Here is a 24,135-nt window from a genome sequence, read left to right as displayed (position 1 = left end):
CTATGTCTGAGTGTGCCGGTTAGCGTGGCCGATTGGCAAGCACGCCGATCAGCCGTCTTCAAGGATGAGTGCGAGTTCGGGGCATGCGGCAACCCCGTCCTTTGTGGCCTGCTCGTCTTCCGGCCGCACCTCGCGCTCCCGGAGGATGGAGTAGCCGGAGTCGTCGATCGGGAACAACTCCGGGTCGACGGCGTAGCACTGGGCATGACCCACGCACTTCGACTGTTCGAGGCGGACTTTCATAGGACCTCCCTTTGCTCGACCGTTCTCAGCCGGACGGTTCGTCCAGCTGTCAGCATAAGACTAAAGCTTTAACTATTTTCGAACGACCGGACGCCCGATGCCGCTTCTAACAGTAGTGTCAATCTATAAGGGCGGGCATATATGCTCGGTTCGTGCGGATTGAGGACTATCCATCACGGCGCGTTCCCCCTATTCTGACGGTCGTATCCAGCAAAGGGACACTGCGATGACATCTTCGCTCACTGAGGAAGAGACCATGCTGGTCGAAACGGTACGAACCTTTATCGACCGCGACGTCAGGCCCACGGTCCGCGCAGTCGAGCACGCGAATGAGTACCCGGAAGCGTGGATCGAGCAGATGAAACGCATCGGGATTTTTGGGCTTGCGGTGCCAGAGGAATACGGCGGTTCGCCGGTGTCGATGCCCTGCTATGTGCAAGTGACCGAGGAACTGGCCCGCGGCTGGATGAGCCTGGCCGGCGCGATGGGCGGACACACCGTGGTCGCGACGCTGATCTCGTTGTACGGCACCGAGCAGCAGAAACAGAAGTACTTGCCACGCATGGCGAGCGGGGAGATGCGTGCCACGATGGCGCTCACCGAACCCGGTGGCGGCTCCGACCTGCAGGCGATGACGACCACCGCACGAGCCGAGGGCAACGAGCTGGTGATCAACGGCGCGAAGACCTGGATCAGTAACGCGCGTAGGTCCGGCCTCATCGCACTGTTGTGCAAGACCGATCCACAAGCCGAGCCACGCCATAGGGGCATCTCGATAGTCCTGGTCGAACACGGTCAGGGTCTGACCGTCTCACGCGACCTGCCCAAGCTGGGCTACAAGGGCGTGGAGAGTTGCGAATTGTCGTTCGACGACTGCCGGGTACCGACTTCGGCAGTCCTCGGCGACGAGCCGGGCAAAGGATTCGCCCAGATGATGAAAGGCCTTGAAACGGGCCGTATTCAGGTGGCCTCGCGGGCACTGGGGGTGGCAAGCGCAGCACTCGAGGACGCGCTGAAATACGCACAGGAGCGGGAGAGCTTTGGCCAACCGATCTGGAAGCACCAATCAGTCGGAAACTACCTGGCTGACATGGCCACCAAACTGACCGCCGCCCGCCAACTCACCCGCTACGCCGCCGAACGCTACGACAGCGGCGAACGCTGCGACATGGAGGCCGGGATGGCCAAGCTCTTCGCGTCGGAGGCTGCCATGGAAATCGCGCTCAACGCCGTCCGAATCCACGGTGGCTACGGCTATTCCACCGAATACGACGTCGAGCGCTACTTCCGCGACGCACCTTTGATGATCGTCGGCGAAGGCACCAATGAGATCCAGCGCAATGTCATTGCCGCACAGCTGGTCTCGCGAGGCAAACTTTAGACGCCGGCGAGTTGCCGATCGTCCGCTTTCACCCGCGGGAAGTTGAGCATCCGGCGGGCGTTCTCCTCGACGATCAGCTTGCACTCGTCGTCGGGCACCTCCGCGAGCACCTCGGCGGCCCGCTTGCGCGAGTTCGGCCAGTTGGAGTCGCTGTGCGGGAAGTCGATCTCGAGCATGATGCGGTCGATGCCGATGCTGTGCCGGTTCTTCAGGCCGTGCTCGTCGTCGATGAAGCAGCCCCAGAAGTGCTTGCGGAACAACTCCGACGGACGGGTGTCGAAGTCGATCTTCTGGTAGTAGCGGTGCCGCTCCCACACATAGTCGGTGCGCTCCAGGATGTAGGGCACCCAACCGATGCCGCCTTCGGCCAGCGAGATCTGCAGCTCGGGGAATTGTTGGAGCTTGCCAGAGAACAGCAGATCGACGGTGCTCCACATCAGGTTGGTCGAGAACAGCGCCGTCGCCACGGCAAAGGGGGCGTCCGGCACGGTGATCTGACCCGCGATCGGCTTGACCGACGAGAACGAGAAGCCCGGCACGTAGGAGCCGGAGCCGAAGTGCAGCGAGACCGGCATCTTGGCCTCGGAGCAGACCCGCCACAGTCCGTCCCAGTGGTCTGAGTGGAACGACGGGAGACCAAGGGGCACAGGACTATCGGGGAACGAAATGGTCCTGGCGCCCTTGGCAGCCACCCGCTCGGCCTCCGCGATGCAGGCATCGATGTCCCAGGTCGGCAGAATCGCCAGCGGGATGTAGCGATCAGGTGCGGTCGCACACCACTCGTCGATGTAGAAGTCGTTCCACGCCTTGACGCACAGCAGGGCTAGCTCTTTGTCGTCCGCGCGCTGGAACGTGCCGCCGCCGAATCCGGGGAACGACGGGAAGCACAACGCTGACTGCACACCGTCGAGATCCATGTCGGCGACCCGGGCGACCGGGTCATAGCAGCCCGGAATCATGTCCTCGTAGCGGACGGGGTCCATGCCCCACTCCTCGGGCGGTTTACCGGCCACAGCGTTCAGGCCGATGGTCGGGAAGACCTGCCCGTCGTAGTGCCACAGATGCATGCCGTTGTCCTCGACGATGCGCGGGCCCTGTTCGAGGTATTTCTGCGGCAACCGGTCCTGCCACACGCGTGGGTGCTCGACCAAGTGGTCATCAACGGACACGATCTGGTGGTCATCCTGAAGCGGCATGATGCTCCTTCGCATCTGACGATCGGCCATATTTTTCTGACATATCGTCTTGTTTTCTGACGGTTCGTCTCACAGACTATATGACACACGCCACATTCGTCCAGCAGTTGAGAGGGCCGACATGGAAACCACGGACCGACCCGCCGAAGACGCAGGCCGGGACAAGGTCGATGAAGACGACCACGACCTGTTGACCTTCGGCGAAGCGGGCGAACGGCTGCGCATCGAGATCGCCGCGGCGGCGCGAAACGTCCAGGACCTACAACAATCCGGCCCGGTCGAAGCACTCGAGAAGGCTCAGGCCCGCCTGGATGCGCTGCGGTCTGCTGCTGCTCGCAACAGCGCGCAACCCATCAACGACGCCAACTTCGAGAAGTTCTTCGGCTATCCCGGCAAAGCCAAGCGCAACCTGCCCGGAGCGCCGTCGGCACCATGACGACCGCGCCGGCGCGGAATACTTCTCCCATGGCCCGCACTCCCGACAAGCTACGGCGCCCCGGCTACGCCCCCGCCACCAATGCCGGCGTGGGGCGCCGTGGTCTGCACACCCGCGACCGGATACTCGGGTGCGCCGCGAAGGTCTTCCTGGCCAATGGATTTCATGCCACCTCGCTTGACGCCATCGCCAAGGCGGCCCGCGCCTCCCGCGCCACCGTTTATCAATACTTCGCCGGCAAGGAGGAGATCTTCGGTGAACTGAGCGCGCTGGCCGGGCGTGATGTGCTGGCACACGGCGAACACCTCGGTGGACTCGGCCCGACGGCCGACGGGATTAACGCGCTGCACCGCTGGCTCGTCGAATGGGCGGATATCTACGACGCCCACGCTGCGGTGTTCGCCGAGTTTCCGGGCATCGGCACGGCCACCGGGTTGGCCGTCGTCGACGCCAGTTCGGCCGCCGCCCAGTTTCATCAGACCGTCACCGATCGGCTGCGGCGGACACCCCTGCGGGATCTGGAAGCCGACGACGCGGCCGCAGCACTCGGGCGGATCCCCCACATGGTTCACCTCTACAGGTACCGAAACATGTTCCCTTTGCCCGCTCGCGCGACCGTGACGTGGTCGTTGACCGGTGCATTGCAGCTGATGCTGTTCCCCGAGACCCCAGCCGACATGTTGCAGGTGCTAGCACCGGCAAGAGACGGATGCGCACGAACCACGCCCCGCGCCCTCGGCTATGCCGCGGCGACACCTGCGGCTGTCGAGGCGTCGGCATCGCCGATTCCGCAGGATGTGCTGTCGGTCAGTTCGACGTTGTTCGCCGAACGCGGCTACTACGCCATCGGCATGGCGGAGATCGCGGCCGCCGCCGACGTCAGCCGCGCGACCTTGTACCGGTACTTCAGCACCAAGGACAAGATCCTGGCCGAGCTGACCCGCCGAGCGGTCGCCGAGATCGAGAAGCACGCCGCCGCCCTGCCTGCCATGGCCGCGGATTCTCTGACCGAATGGATGCTTGGCTACGTCCAATTCCATCGCACCTACCGCGGCGTGATCCGGGCGTGGTTCGACGGCACGGTCGCAGAACAGCTCTCCAACGCCGATGTGGACCACGGTATTGGCGCGATTTTCCAGGCGGTTGCCGCGTTGTTGTCCACCGTCGACCTGCCGCCCGGGATCGACGCCGACGTCGCAGGCGCGGTCTTCGCGGCGGTCCTGGGCCGGATGTCCGAGCCGACGGGGGCTAGCGGACCGGACAGCGACGAGCAGGCCGCTGAGTTGATGGTCAAGCTGTTGCGCCGTTCGCTCTTGCGCGAAGCGTGAGCATAGGAGCTCAGCCGGCGGCGGCCTTCAGCTCGGCGCGCAGTCGCTTCTTGTCCACCTTGCCGCTGGCCAGTACAGGCAGTTCGGCGACCAGCACCAGTCGACGAGGCACCTTGTAGCGCGCCAGTCGTTGCCGGACCCCCTCTTGCACCATTTCCAGCGTCGGCGACGCACCGCTGCGCGGCACCACGACCGCGCAGACCGCCTCGCCCCACTTGTCGTCGGGCACCCCGACGACAGCGCAGGCGACTACTCCGACAACCGCACTGACCGCATCCTCGACCTCGGGCGAATAAATGTTCTCGCCGCCGCTGATGATCACGTCCTTCTTGCGGTCCATCAGATAGAGCAGACCGCGCCCGTCCAGTCGACCCATGTCGCCGGTGCGACACCACCCGTCCCGCAGCGTCGCCTGCGTTGCCGCCTCGTCCTGCCAGTAGCCGCGGAACATCGAGTCGGACCGCACGACGATCTCACCTGCCTGCCCCACGGGCAGGACGCCACCGTCCGCATCGACCACACGTACCCGGGTGTCGGGAAATGGGAAGCCAACCGAGCTCAGCCGCTCGGCAGCGTTGGGGTCGTCGAGGATGTGCAGTTCGCGGGGCAGTCCAGAGACAATGGCTTCCGTCTGTCCGTAAAGGTTGAGGAAGCCCGCGTCCGGCAGCACGGCGAGTGCCCGCCGCAGAATGGCCGCGGTCATCGGCGCAGCCGAATAGACCACCGTGCGAACCGATTCCACCGCCAAGCGATCACTCACCTCATCAAGGAGCGCCCTGAGCATGACCGGCGCCAGATGCAGCACCGTGATCCGCTCGTCGGCGATCAGCCTCACCGCATCGGCCGCGTCGAACTGTTGCTGCAGCACCACGGTTCCGCCGCGAGCATGCAGTCCACCGATAATCCCGAGCGCACCGAAGTGGAACATTGGCATGTTGATTAGCCCGCGATCGGCGCTGCCGCAACGCATCTCGTTGTTCATGGTGAATGCGACCCGGCGCATCTCTCGCTGCCCGAGGATGCAGCACTTGGATGCGCCGGTCGTGCCGCTGGTGAACAGCAGATACGCGGTGTCGTCCGGCCGGGCTACGAAGTCGGGCTCTCCACTGCGGCCTTCCTCCACAAATCGTTCGTAACCCGTGATCCCCGGCGGAGCCTGTCCGCCGATGACCACCAACATCGGTGGCGACGGCACACCCGCGATGAGATCGCCGATCACCGGCACGAACTCGGCGGCGCAGAACACGATCGACGGGGCGACGCGCCGCAGCGCATCATCCATCTCGGGTGGCGAAAGCCGAAAGTTGATGGTGGCCATGATGATTCCGCCAAGTTGGGCGGCCGCGTTCAGTTCGCCGAACTCGATGCTGTTGCGGCTCAACACCGCGATGCGGTCCTGGCGCTTTACCCTGTTCGCGGCCATGGCCGACACCAATCGGACTGCCCGGTCCCGTAATTGTGCGTGGGTCACGGAGCGCTGGCCGTACCGGTAGGCGACGACGTCGGGGAAGCGGACCGCGTTGTCGGTCACGATGTCACCGAGCGTCATGTCGTCGACTTCGGCCCTCGACATGAGTTACCGGCTACTCAGCAGCATCGATCCGGCCACCGGCCCGCCGCCCACACCGACGGCCACCACCTCGGGGGTGCGGGGCGCCTGCCGGTCGCCGCCCTCGCCCCACAGCTGGACACACGCCTCACACAGGAAGCCCATTCCGTGCAGGCGACCGCCGGAGAGTTGCCCGCCACTGGTGTTGATCGGCAGCGAACCGTCCAGTGCGATAGCCGAACCGTCGCCGACGAACTCGCCGACCTTGCCGTGCTCGCAGAAGCCCATCGCTTCCAGCCACATCACGGTCAGGAAGGAGAAGCCGTCGTAGAGCTGGGCCATGTCGACATCGGCGGGGGTCAGGGTGGTGTGCTCCCACAGCGTGGCCGCCGAATCGTGCGCGGCCATCGTGGTGATGTCGCAGCGCTGATCCCAGGTCGCCCGCTCGAACATCCCGGACCCGACGGACTCCACCGTCAGCGGGTGTCGCGGCAGGCCATTGGCGGCGTCACGGCGCGACACGATCACGGCGGTGGCGCCGTCGCAGGGCACATCGCAGTCGTAGAGGCACAGCGGCTCGGAGATCATCCGCGCTTCAAGGTAGTCGTCCATCGTCATCGGCTCGCGATAGATCGCATCGGGATTGAGTCCGGCGTTGGTGCGGGCGTTGATCGCGATGCGGCCGAGGTGCTCGCGGGTCAGACCGAAGTCGTGCATATAGCGCTGAGCGGGCATCGCCAGCCAGTTCGCCGCCGACAGTGCGCCAAAGGGCGCCATCCACTCAAGGTGCGGGGGCAATTCCCCGCCGCCGAACAGCACCGAGGCGCGGCCGCCGCCGGCCTGCTGCGCGGCGGTGGACTCCCACACCGACCGATACACCACGACATGGTTGGCCAGCCCGAGCGTGACCGCCATACAGGCCTCGATTGCCGGCCCGATCTGCCCCGCTGTCTCCATCGCCGAGACGTACCAGCGGGAGCGCAGTCCGAGTGCGTTGCGGACCTCCTGGACGGTGGCACCGGAGAATCCCGCGTCCGGCACACCCGGTCCCGGGTAGCTGGCGATCCCGTCTACGTCGTCGACGCTCAGCCCGGCGTCGGCGATCGCCCGCAGCACCGCCTCGAGGGTGAGGTCCAATCCCGTCCGGCCCAGCCTGCGGCCGACCTGCGACTTACCCGCTCCGGTCAGGACGGCTTTGCCGTCGAACGGGCCACTGGTCACCAGACGAACCTAGCGATCAGTTCGGCCACGGCGGCCGGTTTGTCGACTCCGTCGATCTCGACGGTGTGTCGCACGGTCAGGTTCACGGTGTCGTCGGCGACCTTGGTGGCGTCGGCGAGCTCGGACCGGACTCGGATGCGGCTACCGGCGGTGACCGCGGACAGGAATCGCACCTTGTTCAGGCCGTAGTTGATACCCATCTTGGCGTTCTCGACGCGGTAGTTGTCCTTGCTCACACCGGGGATGAGCGAGAGCGTGAGAAAGCCGTGCGCGATCGTTGCGCCGTAAGGACTTTCGGCCTTGGCCTTCTCGACGTCGACGTGGATCCACTGATGATCCATCGTGACGTCGGCGAAGGCGTCGATCCGGCTCTGGTCGATTTCCACCCACCGGCTGACGCCCAGTTCCTCACCGATCGTCGCGAGTGCATCGTCCACGGACCTGATCAACTTCATCGCTGCTCCCAACGTCGCCTGCGCCGATATACCGATATCTATTTAACGGTATAGACTGGCCTCGCTCGTCGGGCAAGCAGCCCGTCAACTCTGACGACTTGGGAGACACATGGCCACCACCACGTCCCGCGCAGCGATCGTGGCCGCTGCCCGCACACCGATCGGAACGGCGCGCAAGGGCACGCTGGCCAACATGCCCGCGATCGAGCTCGCCAAACCCGTCGTGCAGGCCGTCGTCGAACGCTCCGGACTGGACGCGGCGGACTTCGACGACCTGGTGCTGGCCGAGAGCATGCAGGGCGGCGGCGACAGTGCCCGCTACATCGCGGTGGCCCTCGGCATGCTCGACATTCCCGGGCTCGCCGTGAACCGCCAGTGCGCATCGAGTCTTTCGGCCATCGCCGTGGGCGCCGGGCAGATCGCGTCCGGGATGAGCCGCGCCATCCTGGCCGGCGGTATGGAGTCGCTGTCGACCGGCCCAATCATGCAGAAGCGCAAGCTCTTCACCACAGGCAAGTCGCCCGAGGACTATGCGCAGTGGTTCCCCGAGTCGCATCCGCCGACTGCGGAAGCGCCCGCTATGGACATGTCCATCACCGTCGCGCACAACTGCAACCTTCAGTACGGGATCACCCGCGAGGACCAGGACAAGTGGGCGCTGCGCAGCCACCAGCGTGCGATCAAGGCCATCGACGCTGGGGCGTTCACCGACGAGATCATCCCGCTCCAGGTGCCCCAGGCCGGCGGCAGCGTGATTACCTTCGCCGAGGACGAGCATCCACGGCGCGGGAGTTCGATGGAGTCGCTTGCCGGGCTGAAGGTGCTGCATCCTGAGATCGAAGGCTTCACCGTGACGGCAGGAAACTCCTCCGGGATCAACGACGCAGCGGCAGCGGTCGCGCTGGCCAGCCCGGACACCCAGCGGGAGGTGCTGGCAAGCGTGCTTTCCTGGACGCAGGTCGGACTGGACCCGACGCGGACCGGCAGCGGGCCGATCAAAGCTATCCCGAAGGCGCTCGAGTTGGCGGGCCGCAAGCTCGAGGATGTCGCACTATTCGAAATCAACGAGGCGTTCGCCGCTCAGGCGGTGGCGTGTGCGCGCGAACTCGGTCTCGACGAGGAGATCGTCAACGTCTACGGCTCGGGCATCAGCCTGGGCCACCCGATCGCCGCAACCGGCGCCCGCATGGTCACCTCGGCGATCTACGAATTGCGCAGGCGCGGTGGGGGTATCGGCGTGCTCTCGATGTGCGCCGGCGGTGGTATGGGTGCCGCGATGGTCATTGAGGTGGCCTGAGATGACCGCACTGATCACTGAGGGACTGTTCCGGGTCGACGGCGGCCGTGCGGTGCTGTTCGCGTCGCGCAGGCGTTCGTCGGGTGCGGTGAAGTTCCCTGCAGAGCGGCCCGAGCTGTTCGACGGTGACCCTGAAATTCAGCAGGACATCGAGTCGATCGAATTGTCCACCGCCGGAACGTTGTACACCTATACGACGCAGGAGTTCCCGCCACCGCTGCCCTACAAGGGCAATCGGGATTTGAAGGTGTTCCAGCCGTATGTGGTGGGCTTCGTCGAGCTGGCCGAGGGCGTTCTGGTGGAGACGCTGATCGTCGACGCGACCGCCGACGAACTGCGGATCGGTCAGCGCCTGGTCTCGACCACCACGACCCTGGAGACCGCCGACGGTCAGTCGCTGGTGACGTTCGCGTTCCGACCGGCCGAGGAGAGTTAGAGTCCATCCAGTGACGGACCTGGGCTCTCCGCAATTCGGGCTTCATCCCCTGCACGGCGTGCACGACCCCACGACCGGCAATCCGCCGCGCCGGCCGCGATCCGCGCGCCAGACCACGTCGATCGACATGACCCGCGACGAGGGCTCGCTGGACCCGGTGTATCTGAGTGGGCGGGCGCGCGATCTGTGGACAGCCGGCGACGAAACGGTGACCGAACTCGCCTCCGCGACACTCTCGGCCACCATCGAGCTGGTCGCCCGCGTCGTGCGTCACGTCGAGGTGACGCCAGCCGTCGTCGCGATGTCTCGACTGGCGGGCGCACCCGCGATGAGCGGGTTCCGCGCCGCGGCCGACGTGGTGGCTCCCGAGCTGCGGCACGCCCGCGACCTGCGCTACACCCTGCTCGATGACGTTCCCGTCGCCACGCTGATCTCCGGCCACGCGCTGTCGGCGTCCAACCTGCTCGGCGATGTCGCGAAGTCCGGATACTACCTGCCGGTCGCAGACCAGTGTGCCCGCTTCGCGACCGGGGGTCTGCTAATGACTTCGTTCGAGGCGGGCGATCCCGTGATCGTCACCGGCCCAAAGGCTCCCGACCTCGACCACGGCCCAGATCCTGGGGACCCCTGGGCCTGGCACGAAGTGGGGGCGCTGCCGCGCCACGCCATGCGCCGCAGGCGGCGCATCGACGTCTACGAAGAACGCACCGGGCGAGTCGGCATCGATGCGATGTTCCGCGACACCTACGTGCGAAGCGACGGGGTGGAGACGATCATCCATGAGTACACCCTGGACGCCGTCGTGGACGCCCAGACCGGCGTCATCGTCGATTCGCGGGCCACACCGCGAGTGCTGCCGTGGCAGGAATGCCCGGGAGCCGTCGCCAGTGCTGCGCGAATCACCGGAATGACGTTGCAGGAACTTCACTTTCGTGTGCGCCGCGAATTACAGGGCACCAGCACATGCACCCATCTCAACGACCTGCTGCGTAGCATCGCCGACGCCGAGGCGTTGATACACCTCGTGACGGAAGCCTGAGCGCGTCAGCGCGGGCCGGGCGTCGCGTCGCCCAGCTCGTCGGGTTGAGCGGGAGGTGTGGCGGACTTCGGCTTGGTCGCGCCGTCAGTCTCGTCGATGTCCTCGAGGGACGCCTCGTCGGTAATCGGTTGGCTGGTATCGAATCCTGACATGGCTACTGAATAGCCAGAATCCCGGCGTTCAATCCTCTAAGCGTTGGCGAACGAGAACGTCCGTGTGCGGCTAACCGTCAGCGTGGTCACGTGATTCGTTGCGGGTGGCCAGATCACTGTTCCCTGCGAGATCACACCGCGAATGTCCCGATAGGCGGTGAAGGTGTCAGCCACCACACACGCCTGGATTTCAGCGCGTTGTGCGGCGTCACCCTTCACACCATCAACGACGACGGCGATTGTGGCGGAATCGAAGTCGACCACCCGCGCCGGTAGGGCCAGCAACTGGCCGTCGGTGTCGACGACACAGATCGCGCCGGACGGCCCTTGCGCCAAGAACTCGGCTAGTTCGTCCTCGGCCATCTCAATCGGACCGGAGCTGCACGGATTAGGCACGTCGATCGGGGAGATCGGCGGCGCGGATCTGGTTGAGCGTCAGGACGATGAAGCACCGCTTGCCGCTGAGGAGGCGGTCGCGGACGTTCGTCACGACCGCCTCCGGCACGCGTTGATCCGGTGAGCTTTCGCCGATGAGCTCGTCGACCTCGGCTGCGGACGGTTGGTAGACGGACGCATGACCACAAACAGAGACCCAACCCTCGTCGTCGCCGACTAAGCAGGCGACCTCGGGAGCCGAGCGCAGGTGTTGGACCTTGGCGCTCTTGGCGTAGGTGGCGAAGTAGAGACAGCGGGTGGCGGAGCGATAGGCGACCGATCGCATGGCGTAGCCGATCGGACGTCCGGCGCCGTCGCGGCAGAAGAGAAACACGCGGTGGTGGGCACGGATGAGCTCGATGACGTCCGGCGCGTCGAGCGACAGCGGAGTCACGACGCGAGAGGCGCTGCCATCGCGACGATCATCTCCGCGACCACCGCGATCATCTCGTCGCGGTCGACGGCCACGGTCTGCCGGTGCACCGTGTGCCAGGCGCGGTCTAGCAGCCCCATCACCGCGACGCCGACGACGTCTGGCGAGTGTGTGCCGTTTCCGGCAATCGCCTGGCCAAGTTTCCATGACGCCCGAGTCACCATGCGGTTGCGGGAGTTTCGGAAATCGTCGTCGTCGGGCGCCGACTGCGCCGAAGCGAGTACGAATGCGCCGTGGTGATCCATGTAGTCGAAGTAATGACCGACCCAGGCCCGGATGTCGGCTGGGCCGAACGCTGCGTCGGCCTCGGCCCATTCCGCGATGACGGCCAGGGCTTCGCGGTAGGCGTTTTTGCCGAGGACGTTGAAGATCTCGCGCTTGTCTTTGAAGTAGGTGTAGAAGCCGGCCCGAGAGATGCCACACGCCTCAGTGATCGCATTGATCGGCGTGCCCGCGTAGCCGCGTTCCAGAAACAGACGGCGACTGGCGTTCAGGATCGCCGCGCGGGTGCGCTCACCGCGGGTGGGGTCCGATTCCCGTTCGGTGGCCGAAGCCGAGGTCACCGTCATGCGGCGACCTTATATGACAGTGTCGTCAACTGCAATCAATACACCTATTCGACAAATCATGGCACGGAATCATCCGAACTTGACACAAGTGTCAAGTTCGGCGAAGCTCATAGCCAAGCCCATAGTCGAGTAGCGAGAGGCACCACGATGACGCAGTTCACCGACGCACCGATCTTCGATGCCGATCAGCACATGTATGAGACCCCCGACGCGCTGACGAAATATCTGCCGAAGGAGTTCCAGTCCAAGGTGCAGTTCGTCCAGATCGGCAGGCACACCCGCATCGCGATCCTGAACAAGATCACCGACTACATGCCGAACCCGACGTTCGAACGGGTCGCAGCCCCCGGCGCGCACGAGAAGTTCTACTCGGGCCAAAACCCCGAGGGCCTGTCGATGCGAGAGATGTCCGGTCGTGGCATCGACACCCCGCCGGGCGCGCGCAACCCCGAGGACCGGATCGCCGAGCTCGACCGCCAGGGCGTCGACGCGTGCCTGAACTACCCGACGCTGGCCAACCTCGTCGAGCACTCATCGGCTGAGGATCCCGACCTGACCGTGGCGATCATCCATGCGCTGAACCAATGGATGCTGGAGCATTGGGGGTTCAACCACGCCAACCGGGTGTACTCGACGCCGGTGCTCAACCTCGGCCTGGTCGACGCAGCGCGACGCGAGCTCGAGTACATCCTGGACAACGGCGCCAAGGTCGCGCTCATCAAGCCGGCACCAGTCAATGGATATAAGGGCTGGCGGTCCCCCGCGCTGCCCGAGTTCGATCCGTTCTGGCGCGACGTCGAGGACGCAGGCCTACCGATTGTGTTGCACGCCAGCCAACCTCCGCTGCAGGAGTACATCGACAAGTGGGAGCCGCCGTCGACCAGCAGCGCGTTCGAGATGTCGGCGTTCAAGTGGACCGCGCTGGGCCACCGAGAGATCGCCGACATGTTGACCAGCCTGATCTGCCACGGCACGTTGACCCGATTCCCGAAGTTGCGGATCGCCAGCGTCGAGAACGGCAGCGCATGGATCAAGCCGCTGTTCGACGACCTGCAGTCGACATACGGCAAGATGCCGCAGAACTTCCCCGAGCATCCGCACGACGTGTTCCGACGCAACATCTGGGTCAGCCCGTTCTGGGAGGGTTCCGTGGCCGACGTCGTACAGACCGTCGGATGGGACAAGGTGATGTTCGGCTCGGATTGGCCGCATCCCGAGGGCTTGGCGGAGCCAAAGCGCTATTGGCAGTACGCCGAGGGTATGGACGAGCGTCGCACCTATGACTTCATGGGTGACAACGCCCGTCGCTTCATGGGGCTGCCGATCGCCAACCCCGACCCAGACGCCGTCAAGCCCCCGCAAATGGCGAACGCCTGAGTCACCGACAGTCCGCAGCAGCCAACAGCGCAGGAGGCCACACGCAGCGCTAACAGCCATTTAGTAAGCACGCCTAACTTTTCGGGTAGGCTCGGAATAGCTCGTTTCGCCGAGAGCCACGAAAGGGACCGTGATGGCCAGAACCGACAATGACACGTGGGACATCAACGAGAGCGTCGGCGCCACCGCCTTGGGGGTTGCCGGCGGGCGGGCCGCGGAGACCAACAGCGCCGATCCGCTGATCAGCGATCCCTACGCAAAACTGTTCCTCGAAGCTGCCGGCGACGGCATCTGGCGGGTTTATCTGGACGATGAGTTACCGGCCGAATTGGTCGGTGCCGATCCACAATTCGAGGACCGGATGCAGGCGATGCTGGGCTATACGGCGTGCCGGACGAAGTTCTTCGACGACTACTTTCTGGCGGCGGCCGGCGAAGGCATCCGGCAGATCGTGATCCTGGCGGCCGGTCTGGACTCACGCGCCTGGCGACTCGCCTGGCCCGCAGGATGTGTGGTCTACGAGATCGATCAGCCGAAGGTGCTGGAATTCAAGACCGGCACCTTGAAATCGCATGCGGTCGACTCGATCGCTTCTCATGTCAGCGTCGGCATCGACCTCCGTCTGGATTGGCCGAAGGCACTGGTGCAGGCCGGGTTTGACGCGTCGGCCCCGACGGCGTGGTCGGCGGAAGGGCTGTTGCCTTATCTAACAGCCGATGCCCAGGACCTGTTGTTCGATCGAATCCAGTCGCTCAGCGCTCCCGGGAGCCGTGTCGCGGTCGAAGCGTTCACCAACGAGTTCTTCAGCCCAGAGAGTTTCGCGCGTCGCGAGGAGCAAATGGAACGCTACCGACAGGCCGCAATCAAGCTGGGCGGCAAAGACATCACCGAGTCTGGCAACCTGCTCTATGAAGAAGAGCGAACCGAGGTCGTCGACTGGCTGCAAGCGCACGGCTGGACTGTCACCGCTGCGACTAGCGCAGAGGATCTGATGGCCGCAAGCAACCGAGCCGTCCTGGCGGGCCTCGATGCCGCCGTCCCGGAAAGCGTGTTCGTCGAAGGCCGGCTGCGCTGACCCCACCGACCCGCCCGATATGCTAAACGGCCCGGCCTCGAGACGGCGGCCACTCCCCACTCGCTGTCAGTCACTGGCCGGCAGCGGCTTGGCTTCCTTGAGCGCCAACGGCTTTCCCCCGATGCTGAGTGAACCGGCGCCCGCCTTGGTGACCAGCACCTCGGCGTCGCCGTCGTCGACGTAGCGCTTGCCCATCGTGGTGCCGTCGGCGAAGGCCGGGTCGAGCGTGGCGTCGGCGGGCCGCTCGGCGTCCAGTGGCAGCATCGGCCGGCCCCCGCAACGCAGATCGTCGAGGCTCTCAGCGGCTTTGACGACGATCACCTGGGTATCACACACCTGGCTCTGCAGGCGCGTGCCGTTCTTGATCATGTCGGACTCCTTGTCGTTGTCTGGGAGACGGATTCAGTGCTCGGCTGCCGCCGGTTTGAGGCCTTCGAGGATCTCCCGGCGCAGCACCTTGCCGGTCGGCGTGGTCGGCAGCTCATCCCGGAACACGATGCGGTCCGGCGTGCGGGACCCGCGCAGCTTGGTGCGGGCGAACTCGCGCAACTGCTCGGGTGCCGGCGCGGCACCCGCCTCGGGCACGATCACCGCTACGATTGCCTGCCCCCACTCGGCGTCATCCAGCCCGACGACGACGACCTCGCGGACGTCGGGGTGCTCGATGAGCACGTCCTCGACCTCCGACGGGGCGATATTCTCGCCGCCCCGGATGATGGTGTCGTCGGACCGCCCTCCGATGAACAGGTAGCCATCCTCATCCAGCATCGCGACGTCCCTGGTCGGGAACCAGCCCTGCGCATCGAGCACCGAACCGATCTCGGTGTAACGGCCCGACACCTGGGGGCCGCGAACGAACAGCTCACCCGTCTCGCCCGGCGCTAGCACGGTGCCGTCCTCCGCGCGAATCTGCACCTCGATGCCGGGGACCGGTCGACCGACCGAAGTCAGTCGACGGGCGATGGCGTCGTCTCGCGCCTCGTGGGCCAGGCGATGGTCGTCGGGTGTGAGCACCGCAATGGTCGAACTGGTCTCGGTCAGCCCGTAGGCGTTGACGAAGCCGACCTGCGGTAGCAGGTCGAGCGCCCTTCGGACCAGGGGTCGCGCCACCTTCGATCCGCCGTACGCGAAGTTGCGCAGCGTCGGAAGCTCGGCAGACCGCTCCTCGAGGACCGCCACAATGCGGGACAGCATGGTCGGCACCACCGTTGCGGTGGTCACCCGCTCGTCGCGGACCAGTCGAACCCATTCGTGCGGATCGAACCGGCGCAGGTACACGATTGCCCGTCCGGCATACAGGTTTGACAATGCGGCCCCGACCCCCGCGATGTGATATGGCGGGACGCACACCAGCCCAGCATCGGCGGGATCGGCGGAACCGAATTCGACAGTGCCGGTGACATAACTGGTCAGGTTGTTGTGAGTCAGCTCAACGGCTTTGGGCCGCGACGTGGTACCCGAGGTGAACAACACGACCGCCACGTCGTCGGGGTCGGCGAAGACCGAGACGGGCTCGGTGGATCGCGCGGCCTCGATGAACTCGTCGGACGTCATCATCTGCTGGCCGAAACCGGCCACGATCTCGCGGTACTCGGCGTCAACCACGACCAACGGTGAGGGCAGCCGATCGATGAGTTCGCGCAGCCCCTCTGGACTCAGCCGATAATTCAGTGGCGTGAACGCCGTGTTCGCGCGCGCCGAAGAGAATAACAACAGCGGGAGAAGTACTCCGCCGGTGCCGACGTAAGCGACATGGGATGCCCCGGATGCGACGATAACGCCTGCACCGCCGTCGGCGAGCTCGCTGAGGTCGGCGGTGGTCAGCCGAATGTCGCCGTCCACCACGGCAACCCGGTCGGGATCACCCGACGCCGCCATCTCCAGCAACAAAGAAATACTCAACGCCCTCAGCCCTCATCTGCGAGTTGATGCCCTAACGCCGTCAGTGCGCAGCGATCCGATTGTAGACCCGCACCGACTAATCAGATATATAGTTATAGGCTTAGTGGTATCTGAGTCAACGCGCGCTCCCGTCGACGGCTGGTTCGACAGTGACGCCTGCTGGAAGGAACACGATGAGCAGCACGCCCGACATCGCCATCATCGGCGTTGGACTTCACCCGTTCGGGCGGTACGAGGACCGGTCGGCGCTGGAGATGGGCGCCGTGGCGATCAGCAGGGCACTGCGCGATGCCGGGGTGGCGTGGTCCGACGTGGGCAGCCTGTATGCGGGCAGCCTCGAGGTGGCCAATCCCGAGGCGGTGACGGGGTTGGCCGGGATGACCGGCCTGCCGGCGCGGGCCACGTTGAGCGGCTGCGCGACCGGTAACTCGCTGTTGACCCTGGCCGCGCGAGACGTCCAACTCGGCGAAGCCGACATTGCGGTCGGCGTCGGGCTGGACAAGCACCCGCGCGGCGCCTTCGGCGCCGACCCGTCGATATCGGGGTTGCCGCAGTGGTACGGCGATCAGGGCATGTTCCTGACCACGCATTACTTCGGCACCAAGATCATGCGCTACATGCACGATCACGGCATCACCGAGGAGACCCTGGCCCGCGTTGCCGCCAAGAACTTCGACAACGGAGCGCTGGCGCCGCACGCATGGCGCCGCAAGCCGATGAGCGTCGACGCGATCCTGAGCTCTCCGGTCGTGAACGCACCGCTGCGTCAATACATGTACTGCAACCCGAACGAAGGCGCTGCCGCCGTCGTGGTGTGCCGGGCCGATAAAGCCAAGCAGTACACCGATACCCCGATCTACCTGCGCTCGACCGCGCTGCGCAGCCGCCGCGAAGGCGCCTACGAACTGCTGCGTACCTCGATCGAGCTGCCGATCGTGCCCGGCACCACCGCGGAGGCCGCCCGCGCCGCCTACGAGTTGGCCGGGATAGGCCCTGAGGACGTCGACGTCGCGCAATTGCAGGACACCGACTCGGGTTCCGAGATCATCCACATGGCCGAGACGGGGTTGTGCAAGGACGGCGAACAGGAGGCGCTGCTCGCTGACGGCGCCACCAAGATCGGTGGCCGGCTGTCTATCAACACCGACGGTGGCCTGCTGGCGAACGGCGAACCGGTCGGCGCGTCCGGCCTTCGCCAGGTCTACGAGCTCGTCCAGCAGTTGCGCGGTACCGCGGGCGACCGTCAGGTGCCGAACGATCCGCAGGTCGGGCTGGCCCAGTTGTATGGGGCCCCCGGAACCGCAGCCGTCGCCATCTTGTCCAAGTAGCCGCCATCCCGAAGGGAGTACTGCCGATGACCGACACCCAGGCGGAGTCGCGCCCGCGGGCCGAGGTCGACCTCGACCACCACTCACCCGAGTTCCGCGAGGACCCGTATGGCCGGTTCCGTGAGATGCGCGAATCGGGCTGTCCGGTAGCATATTCCGATCACTACGAAGGCTTCTGGGCGTTGGTCGACTACGCATCGGTCTTCGAAGCGGCCCGCGACGACGACCTGTTCAACTCCTATCCGTCGGTGGGGGTGCCGGCCAGTGAGCTGCCATTGCCGATCCTGCCGATCGAGTCGGATCCTCCCGAGACGCAGGAGTTGCGCGAGGTCACCCTCAAGCGATTCTCCCCGGGTTCGGCGGAGCGATTCCGTGAGTCCGCCATCGAGATGACCAATGAGGCGATCGATGCCTTCATCGAGCGCGGTGAGTGCGACCTGGTCGGTGAGCTGACGACGCCGCTGCCGGCGCGGTTGATCCTGCGGCTGTTGAACTTTGACGAGTCGCGGTTCATGGACTGGGTCGGCTGGGTGCACACCACCGTGCACGACCGTGCTCACGACCCGGAGAAGGCCGGAATCGCGGGGATGGAGATGTTCGGCGAGATCGTCAAGCACATGGAGCAGCGGCGCGCCGAAGGGCTCGGCGATGACCTGTTCAGTGACATCCTGCGCGGAACGCTGAACGGCGAACCGCTGGACGACGGTCAGGTCACCATGTACACGGTGCTGATGATGCTCGGTGGCATGGACACCACCAGTGGCTTCACCGGCAATGTGCTGTTGCGGCTGTGCAAGGACGCCGAGCTGCGGGCCAAGTTCACCGCCGATCCGAGCCTGGTGAAGAAGTCCACCGATGAGCTGCTGCGCCTGTACACGCCGACGCTCGGTTTGGCGCGCACTGTCTCGCGCGACGCCGACTTTCACGGCCAACGGCTATGCCAGGGCGACCGGGCGATCCTGATGTGGGCTGCGGCCAACCGAGACCCCGCAATGTTCGAGAACCCTGACGAGCTCGACCTCGATCGCCCAAATGCCAAGAAGCACATGGCTTTCGGTGTGGGCATGCACCGCTGCCTGGGTTCGCACTATGCCAAGCTGATGTTCGACGTGATGATCACCCAGGTACTCAAGCGGCTACCCGACTTCGAGTTGGCCGGTAATCCGAAACTGTTCGAGGACGCGGGCGAGGTGTACGCCGTGCGCGAACTGCCGGTCCGTTTCACGCCCGGACCGCGGGTGGGTTGACGGCCGGCCGGGACGGGAGAACACGGTGACGGCTGGCACCATCGCCGGGCTGCTGGATGAGTGCGCCGCCAGCCGACCGGATCGTCCGCTGCTGCGCGACGTCGAAGGCGAGACACTCACCATCTCGCAGGTAGCCGGGCTCGCGTCGGCCGCCGCGGGATGGTTGGCAGATGCCGGTGTGCGCCCCGGCATGACGGTCGCCTGGCAGCTGCCCTCACACGTCAACGCCGCGGTGGTGATGCTGGCCCTTGCCCGCATGCCCGTTACGCAGGCCCCGGTATTGCACCTATACCGGTGCCGCGAGGTGTGCGCGGCGGTCGACGTCGCGCGCGCGGACATCCTGCTGGTCGACGAGTCGACGGCCGCCAATGCGGCGCCCGGGCTACCGACAATCACGGTCCCTGCCGACCTTGTCCGCCGGCTCCAGACGTCGCCGGCCGCGAGCGCCGCGTATGAAGCGCCCCACGGCGCAGCGGAGCCGCGCTGGGTGTACTTCACGTCGGGTACCACCGGGCGCCCGAAAGCCGTGCGCCACACCGACGGCACGTTGCTCAGCGCGGCCCGCGGTTATGTCGCTCATCTCGGTGTGGGCAGTCATCCGCGGGAAGTCGGCACCATCGCGTTCCCCATCGCCCACATCGGCGGCATGGTCTACCTCGCCACCGCTTTGTTCGGCGACTTTCCGGTGGTGCTCATCCCCAAGGTTTCCGCAGCCGACCTGCCCCGGGTGCTCGCGGAACGCCAGGTGACGGTGACCGGAGCGAGCACCGCCTTCTACCAGATGCTGCTGGCCGCCCAAATGGCTGCGCCCACAACGGAATTGTTGATGCCGTCGCTGCGGATGCTGATCGGCGGGGGTGCCGCGTGTCCGCCCGAGGTGCACAGACAGGTGCGTGAACACCTACGCGTTCCGGTCGTGCATGCCTACGGAATGACCGAGGCGCCGATGATCTGCGTCAGCGAGGCCACCGACACCGACGAACAACTGGCCAACAGCGCGGGTCGGCCCATCCCCGGATCGCAGGTGCGGATCGCAGCGAACGGCGAGATCGAGCTGCGCGGCGACAACCTGACACCGGGATATCTGCAGCACGACCAGTGGGCCGACGCGATCACCGCGGACGGGTGGTTCCGCAGCGGCGACCGGGGCCACCTTCGCCCGGACGGCCGCATCGTGGTCACCGGTCGCACCAAGGATTTGATCATTCGCAAGGGCGAGAACGTCGCCCCCGACGAGATCGAGAACGAACTGCTGGCCCACCCCCTGGTCGACGAAATCGCCGTCCTCGGCCAGCCCGACGAACTGCGCGGTGAGCTGGTGTGCGCGGTCGTGCGTCGTTCGCCACGCCATCGCGACGTCACCCTCGACGAACTCTGCACGTTCCTCGACGAACGCGGGCTGATGAAGCAGAAGTGGCCCGAGCGGCTCGTCCTCGTCGACGAGTTCCCGCTGACGGGGCTCGGCAAGGTCGCCAAGTCCGAGCTGGCCCGGCAGATCGCAGGAGGAACCCGATGACGACGTTGTCCGCTGACGAACGTCAGGAACTCGCGCAGTCGGTGCGTTCCGCCTGTGAGCGACTGGCATCCGAGGAACGAGTGCGCGCGGTTGCATACGGCGAGGTCGACCGGGGCGGCGTAGCCGGACGTTCCGGCTTCGACACGGTGCTGTGGGACGTGCTGTGCAACCAGGTGGGGATAGCCGCCATCGCGCTGCCTGAACACCTGGGCGGCGCCGGTTACGGCGCGTCCGCGCTGGGCGTGGTCGCCCACGAACTCGGTCGCGCGCTGGCCCCGGTGCCATTCGTCAGCTCCACGGTGCTGGCCACCGGCCTGCTGCTCGACTTGACCGAGCGCGACCCGGATGCCGATAAGCGACTCACCGGGCTCATCGAAGGTCGCCGCACCGCTGCCGCCGCCCTTACCGGCGACGGCGGGTTGTGGCGACCGTCCGCGGTGACGCTGAGCGCTACGCGCGCCGGGGATGATTGGAACCTCGACGGCACGGTGCGCCACGTGCTGGGCGGTTCCGTTGCAGACGACCTCGTCGTGGTCGCCATCGACGAAGATGGCGAGCCGGCGGTGTTCCTGCTCGACCCGACTATCGACAGCGTCGTCGCGAAGGCCGAACGCGTGCTTGACCACACCAGGCCGATGGCCACCATCACGCTCAGCTCGGCGCCGGCACTGCGGCTATCCGGCGACGCACCCCTGGGCGACGTCGTCGAGCGCAACGTCGACATCGCGCTGGCGGTGCTGTCGGCCGAACAGATCGGCGCCTGCGAGCGGGTGCTCGAGATCGCCACCGACTATGCCCGCACGCGTGAGCAGTTCGGACGGCAGATCGGCAGCTTTCAGGCCATCAAGCACAAGTGCGCCGACATGCTCGTCGATCTCGAGTGGGCGCGCTCGGCATCACAGGCGGCCCTGGAGGCTCTCGACGATCCGGACTCCGCTGCCGCCGCCGAAGCGGGCTGGCGGGCGAGCATGGCCAAGGCGGTCTGCTCAGAGGCGCTGCGCAACGCGACCAAGGCAAACGTCCAGATTCACGGCGGCATCGGCTTTACCTGGGAGGATTCCGCACACCTGTACTTCCGGCGCGCCCGCACGGACGAGGTGATACTCGGCACCCCGGCCCAGCACTGGGACAGGTTATCGACGCTGGAGCCGTCGACTCAGCTGCCGGCTTCGCCACAAGTGACGAAAGAACCCAACGACGTCGACGCCTTACGCGCGGAGATCCGCTCGTTTCTGCACAGCGCACCGAGGCCGGCCGGTTTGCGGAACTACGGGCCCACGCCCACCGCGGATGATGTCGGGCCCGGCCGAATCTGGCACCGCTACCTGGCCGACCACGGCTACGCGTGCCTGCACTGGCCGCGCGAGTTCGGCGGTGCCGCAGCGACGGTGGCGTACCAGGCGGTGTTCGCCGAGGAGTGCGCACGCGCCGACGTGCCCCGCCAGCTCAACATCACCGGCGCCGACCTGGTCGGTCCGGTGCTGATCAAGTTCGGCAGCCAGGAACAGAAAGACCGCTACCTGGAGCCGATCCGGTTGGGCGACGACGTCTGGTGTCAGTTGTTCTCCGAACCGGGCGCCGGATCAGACCTCGCCGGCGTTCGCACCCGGGCCGAACGCACCACGACCGGTTGGCGGATCGATGGCCAGAAGGTGTGGAGTTCGGCGGCCGCCTCGGCCCGATTCGGGCTGCTGCTCGCCCGCACGGGTCCAGAAAAGCACCGTGACTTGTCGATGTTCGTCGTACCCATGGATACCTCGGGTGTCACGGTCCGCCCGCTGACCCAGATGGACGGCGAGAGCAAGTTCAACGAAGTCTTCTTCGACGGCGCCGAGCTCGACGACGACGCCCTGATCGGTGACGTCGGTCAGGGCTGGACCGTGGCGATGGTGACGCTGGGGCGTGAGCGCCTGACATTGGGTTCGCAAGCGGTCTCCATGTTCCGCCTACACGAACGCATGGTCGACGCCGCCCGCGACCGCGACTTGCTCGACCCCGTGGTGTCCAGGTCGATGACCCGGCTGTGGGCCCGAATGTGGCTGCTGCGCTACACCTGGCAGCGCGCCATCGACTCCGGCGACCTCACGTCGCCGGCCTTCTCGGTGCTGAAGTTGATGACCTCGGAAACCGACCAGGACCTCGGGGACATGGCCACCGAAGTGCTGGGCACCGACGCGTGCACCGACCCCGCGGACGACGGGCTGGTGCATCACATGCTGGTCGGGCGGGCGCAGACGATCCTGGGCGGCACCAGCGAGATTCAGCGCAACATCCTCGGTGAGCGGGTGCTCGGGCTTCCCAAAGAGCCTCGATGACAACAGCTTTAACCACAACTGAGTTCGCCGCAGCGCTGCGCGCCGCGCTGCGCCCCGGAATGACAGTGGCCCTCGGCGACGGGGTGGGCGCGCTGCGCTGCCTCGACGACGGCGGGTCGGTCGGGGCGGCGCTGAGCGCCGCCGCTGGCGAGGTGGGCTCGGTGCGCCTGATACTGGGCTGGCTGCCCGCCCCGATCGACGGCCTCGACGCGGACGCGTTCGCCGAAGTCGTTGCGTTGATGCCCGGTTGGGGCGTGCGCGACCTATTGCGCAGCTCGAAGGGGCGATTCACACCGACGCGGCTGGCCGCGATACCCGCGCTGCTGACCGACGTCCTGCAACCCGATGTGCTGCTGACCCGGCTGGTACGTCGCGATGGTTCGTTGCAGTTCGGCACCGAAGTGTCCTGGCAGCGGGCGCTGGTTGACCGTGGCACCACGACGTTGGCGATGGTCGACTTCGCGGCCCCGGCAGCGGATGCCGGGCCTGCACTCGATCCGTCGAGCGTCGAGGTGCTCGGCACGGTCGCGGCCGGACCGCTGCGAGTACCGCACCGCGACCCCGAGCCGATGCACGACGCGCTCGCCGACGCGGTACTGCAGTTGCTCCCCGAAGATGCCCGGATCCAGTACGGCCCAGGCCAGCTCGGCACCGCGCTGCTGCGCCGGACACAGGTGCCGTTGCACATCGACACCGGGTTACTCACCGACGCCGTCGTCGACCTCGACAACCGCGGCCTGCTGGTGGGTACACCGTCGGCGACGTATCTCCTGGGCAGCGACGCGCTCTACGACTGGGCCGACGGGCGCCGGATCCTGCGCGGGCTCGACTACACCCACGACCTCACCCGGCTGTCCCGCGGGTCACCGCTGGTCGCAGTGAACACCGCCATCGAGATCGACCCGTACGGGCAGATCAACGTCGAGGGCTTGGGCGACAAGGTGTTCGGTGGCATCGGTGGGCATCCCGACTATTGCGCGGCCGCCCGAATGAGCAGCGGCGGACTGTCGATCATTGCCGTTCCTACGAGGAACAACGGGCGCTCACCGCTCGTCGAGCAGCTCAGCCGTCCCGCCTCCACGCCCGCCCACGACGTGGACGTGATCGTCACCGAGTCCGGATACGTCGACCTGCGCGCAGCAGACTGGTCGCAACGCCGGCAACTCATCACCGAATTGTTCTCGAAGTGAAGGGGATAACGAGCA

At 66.0% G+C, this 24,135-nt stretch carries 24 protein-coding genes and 1 pseudogene; 14 read left to right on the top strand and 11 right to left on the bottom strand.

Annotated elements, in window-relative coordinates; all coding sequences use genetic code 11:
- Positions 1 to 48: 48 nt before the first annotated feature.
- Positions 49 to 243 carry a ferredoxin gene (locus BN973_RS28825; RefSeq protein WP_036473750.1) on the bottom strand — a complete coding sequence of 65 codons (195 nt, stop codon included), beginning with the start codon at positions 241 to 243 and terminating at the stop codon, positions 49 to 51.
- Positions 244 to 469: 226 nt separating this feature from the next.
- Between BN973_RS28825 and BN973_RS28820 the strand changes: the two genes are divergently transcribed.
- Positions 470 to 1,624 carry an acyl-CoA dehydrogenase family protein gene (locus BN973_RS28820; RefSeq protein ID WP_036473748.1) on the top strand — a complete coding sequence of 385 codons (1,155 nt, stop codon included), beginning with the start codon at positions 470 to 472 and terminating at the stop codon, positions 1,622 to 1,624.
- Here the strand turns inward: BN973_RS28820 and BN973_RS28815 are convergent.
- Complete coding sequence (locus BN973_RS28815) at positions 1,621 to 2,820, bottom strand: amidohydrolase family protein (protein ID WP_036473746.1); 1,200 nt, start codon at positions 2,818 to 2,820, stop codon at positions 1,621 to 1,623. The two genes, BN973_RS28820 and BN973_RS28815, sit on opposite strands and share 4 nt — an antisense overlap.
- Before the next feature lie 121 nt (positions 2,821 to 2,941).
- Between BN973_RS28815 and BN973_RS28810 the strand changes: the two genes are divergently transcribed.
- Both BN973_RS28810 and BN973_RS28805 read left to right on the top strand, forming a co-directional pair.
- A complete protein-coding gene (locus BN973_RS28810; protein ID WP_036473744.1) occupies positions 2,942 to 3,256 on the top strand; it encodes a hypothetical protein in 315 nt (104 codons plus the stop codon).
- Positions 3,257 to 3,285: 29 nt separating this feature from the next.
- Entirely contained in the window at positions 3,286 to 4,584 is a 1,299-nt protein-coding gene (locus tag BN973_RS28805; protein ID WP_051641701.1) for a TetR/AcrR family transcriptional regulator, read from the top strand.
- A gap of 10 nt (positions 4,585 to 4,594) precedes the next feature.
- Here BN973_RS28805 and BN973_RS28800 read toward each other — a convergent pair whose 3' ends face one another.
- From BN973_RS28800 to BN973_RS28790, 3 genes are read right to left on the bottom strand one after another with little or no spacing between them, the layout of a single operon-like run.
- Entirely contained in the window at positions 4,595 to 6,157 is a 1,563-nt protein-coding gene (locus BN973_RS28800; protein WP_036473740.1) for a class I adenylate-forming enzyme family protein, read from the bottom strand.
- 3 nt (positions 6,158 to 6,160) lie between these two features.
- Entirely contained in the window at positions 6,161 to 7,354 is a 1,194-nt protein-coding gene (locus BN973_RS28795) for a thiolase family protein (RefSeq protein WP_036473738.1), read from the bottom strand.
- On the bottom strand, positions 7,351 to 7,809 hold the full coding sequence (locus tag BN973_RS28790) for a MaoC family dehydratase (protein WP_036473736.1): 459 nt from the start codon (positions 7,807 to 7,809) through the stop codon (positions 7,351 to 7,353). Before BN973_RS28790 ends, BN973_RS28795 begins: the two co-directional genes overlap by 4 nt.
- 109 nt (positions 7,810 to 7,918) lie before the next feature.
- Here BN973_RS28790 and BN973_RS28785 point away from each other — a divergent pair, with 109 nt between their 5' ends.
- Genes BN973_RS28785 through BN973_RS28775 form a run of 3 tightly spaced genes read left to right on the top strand, consistent with a single transcriptional unit; the run spans position 7,919 to position 10,581 of the window.
- Entirely contained in the window at positions 7,919 to 9,106 is a 1,188-nt protein-coding gene (locus BN973_RS28785) for a thiolase family protein (protein ID WP_036473734.1), read from the top strand.
- Position 9,107: 1 nt separating this feature from the next.
- Positions 9,108 to 9,542 (top strand): Zn-ribbon domain-containing OB-fold protein, encoded by a 435-nt coding sequence (locus tag BN973_RS28780; protein ID WP_036473731.1) that lies wholly within the window; start codon positions 9,108 to 9,110, stop codon positions 9,540 to 9,542.
- A gap of 10 nt (positions 9,543 to 9,552) precedes the next feature.
- Positions 9,553 to 10,581: a DUF2889 domain-containing protein gene (locus BN973_RS28775; protein ID WP_084163673.1), complete on the top strand. Its 1,029-nt coding sequence runs from the start codon at positions 9,553 to 9,555 to the stop codon at positions 10,579 to 10,581.
- Positions 10,582 to 10,586: 5 nt separating this feature from the next.
- On the opposite strand, the gene BN973_RS31495 is transcribed toward BN973_RS28775, so the two are convergent.
- Genes BN973_RS31495 through BN973_RS28760 form a run of 4 tightly spaced genes read right to left on the bottom strand, consistent with a single transcriptional unit; the run spans position 10,587 to position 12,170 of the window.
- On the bottom strand, positions 10,587 to 10,733 hold the full coding sequence (locus tag BN973_RS31495) for a hypothetical protein (protein WP_165796519.1): 147 nt from the start codon (positions 10,731 to 10,733) through the stop codon (positions 10,587 to 10,589).
- Between the two features lie 36 nt (positions 10,734 to 10,769).
- Positions 10,770 to 11,096 (bottom strand): hypothetical protein, encoded by a 327-nt coding sequence (locus BN973_RS28770; protein ID WP_036473730.1) that lies wholly within the window; start codon positions 11,094 to 11,096, stop codon positions 10,770 to 10,772.
- A gap of 25 nt (positions 11,097 to 11,121) precedes the next feature.
- Positions 11,122 to 11,562 carry a pyridoxamine 5'-phosphate oxidase family protein gene (locus BN973_RS28765; RefSeq protein ID WP_036473728.1) on the bottom strand — a complete coding sequence of 147 codons (441 nt, stop codon included), beginning with the start codon at positions 11,560 to 11,562 and terminating at the stop codon, positions 11,122 to 11,124.
- Entirely contained in the window at positions 11,559 to 12,170 is a 612-nt protein-coding gene (locus BN973_RS28760) for a TetR/AcrR family transcriptional regulator (RefSeq protein ID WP_036473726.1), read from the bottom strand. Before BN973_RS28760 ends, BN973_RS28765 begins: the two co-directional genes overlap by 4 nt.
- 147 nt (positions 12,171 to 12,317) lie before the next feature.
- Between BN973_RS28760 and BN973_RS28755 the strand changes: the two genes are divergently transcribed.
- Both BN973_RS28755 and BN973_RS28750 read left to right on the top strand, forming a co-directional pair.
- A complete protein-coding gene (locus BN973_RS28755) occupies positions 12,318 to 13,547 on the top strand; it encodes an amidohydrolase family protein (protein ID WP_036473724.1) in 1,230 nt (409 codons plus the stop codon).
- Between the two features lie 133 nt (positions 13,548 to 13,680).
- Entirely contained in the window at positions 13,681 to 14,622 is a 942-nt protein-coding gene (locus BN973_RS28750) for a class I SAM-dependent methyltransferase (protein ID WP_036473722.1), read from the top strand.
- A 66-nt stretch (positions 14,623 to 14,688) separates the two neighbouring features.
- On the opposite strand, the gene BN973_RS28745 is transcribed toward BN973_RS28750, so the two are convergent.
- Both BN973_RS28745 and BN973_RS28740 read right to left on the bottom strand, forming a co-directional pair.
- A complete protein-coding gene (locus BN973_RS28745) occupies positions 14,689 to 14,991 on the bottom strand; it encodes a hypothetical protein (RefSeq protein ID WP_036473719.1) in 303 nt (100 codons plus the stop codon).
- 33 nt (positions 14,992 to 15,024) lie between these two features.
- Entirely contained in the window at positions 15,025 to 16,524 is a 1,500-nt protein-coding gene (locus BN973_RS28740; protein WP_036473717.1) for a class I adenylate-forming enzyme family protein, read from the bottom strand.
- 173 nt (positions 16,525 to 16,697) lie between these two features.
- Between BN973_RS28740 and BN973_RS28735 the strand changes: the two genes are divergently transcribed.
- The 6 genes and pseudogenes from BN973_RS28735 to BN973_RS28710 all read left to right on the top strand — a co-directional run bounded on the left by BN973_RS28735 (position 16,698) and on the right by BN973_RS28710 (position 24,120).
- Positions 16,698 to 17,852, top strand: coding sequence for a thiolase family protein (locus BN973_RS28735; protein ID WP_036473715.1), 1,155 nt, complete (start codon positions 16,698 to 16,700; stop codon positions 17,850 to 17,852).
- Positions 17,853 to 17,878: 26 nt separating this feature from the next.
- Positions 17,879 to 19,099, top strand: coding sequence for a cytochrome P450 (locus BN973_RS28730; protein WP_036473713.1), 1,221 nt, complete (start codon positions 17,879 to 17,881; stop codon positions 19,097 to 19,099).
- Between the two features lie 25 nt (positions 19,100 to 19,124).
- Positions 19,125 to 20,615 (top strand): class I adenylate-forming enzyme family protein, encoded by a 1,491-nt coding sequence (locus tag BN973_RS28725; RefSeq protein WP_036473711.1) that lies wholly within the window; start codon positions 19,125 to 19,127, stop codon positions 20,613 to 20,615.
- Positions 20,612 to 21,730: pseudogene (locus BN973_RS32140) on the top strand (acyl-CoA dehydrogenase family protein); the annotation flags it as partial. The gene BN973_RS28725 and the pseudogene BN973_RS32140, both read left to right, overlap by 4 nt.
- Before the next feature lie 63 nt (positions 21,731 to 21,793).
- The gene (locus BN973_RS32135) at positions 21,794 to 22,930 is read left to right on the top strand and encodes an acyl-CoA dehydrogenase family protein (RefSeq protein WP_036474131.1); all 1,137 of its coding nucleotides are present in this window, start codon (positions 21,794 to 21,796) and stop codon (positions 22,928 to 22,930) included.
- Entirely contained in the window at positions 22,927 to 24,120 is a 1,194-nt protein-coding gene (locus BN973_RS28710; RefSeq protein ID WP_036473709.1) for an acetyl-CoA hydrolase/transferase C-terminal domain-containing protein, read from the top strand. Before BN973_RS32135 ends, BN973_RS28710 begins: the two co-directional genes overlap by 4 nt.
- The last annotated feature ends 15 nt before the right edge of the window (positions 24,121 to 24,135 follow it).

This window comes from Mycobacterium triplex, from assembly GCF_000689255.1.
Taxonomy (GTDB): domain Bacteria; phylum Actinomycetota; class Actinomycetes; order Mycobacteriales; family Mycobacteriaceae; genus Mycobacterium; species Mycobacterium triplex.
Note: the sequence above shows the minus strand (reverse complement) of the source record. Positions and strands in the feature narration are given on the sequence as shown.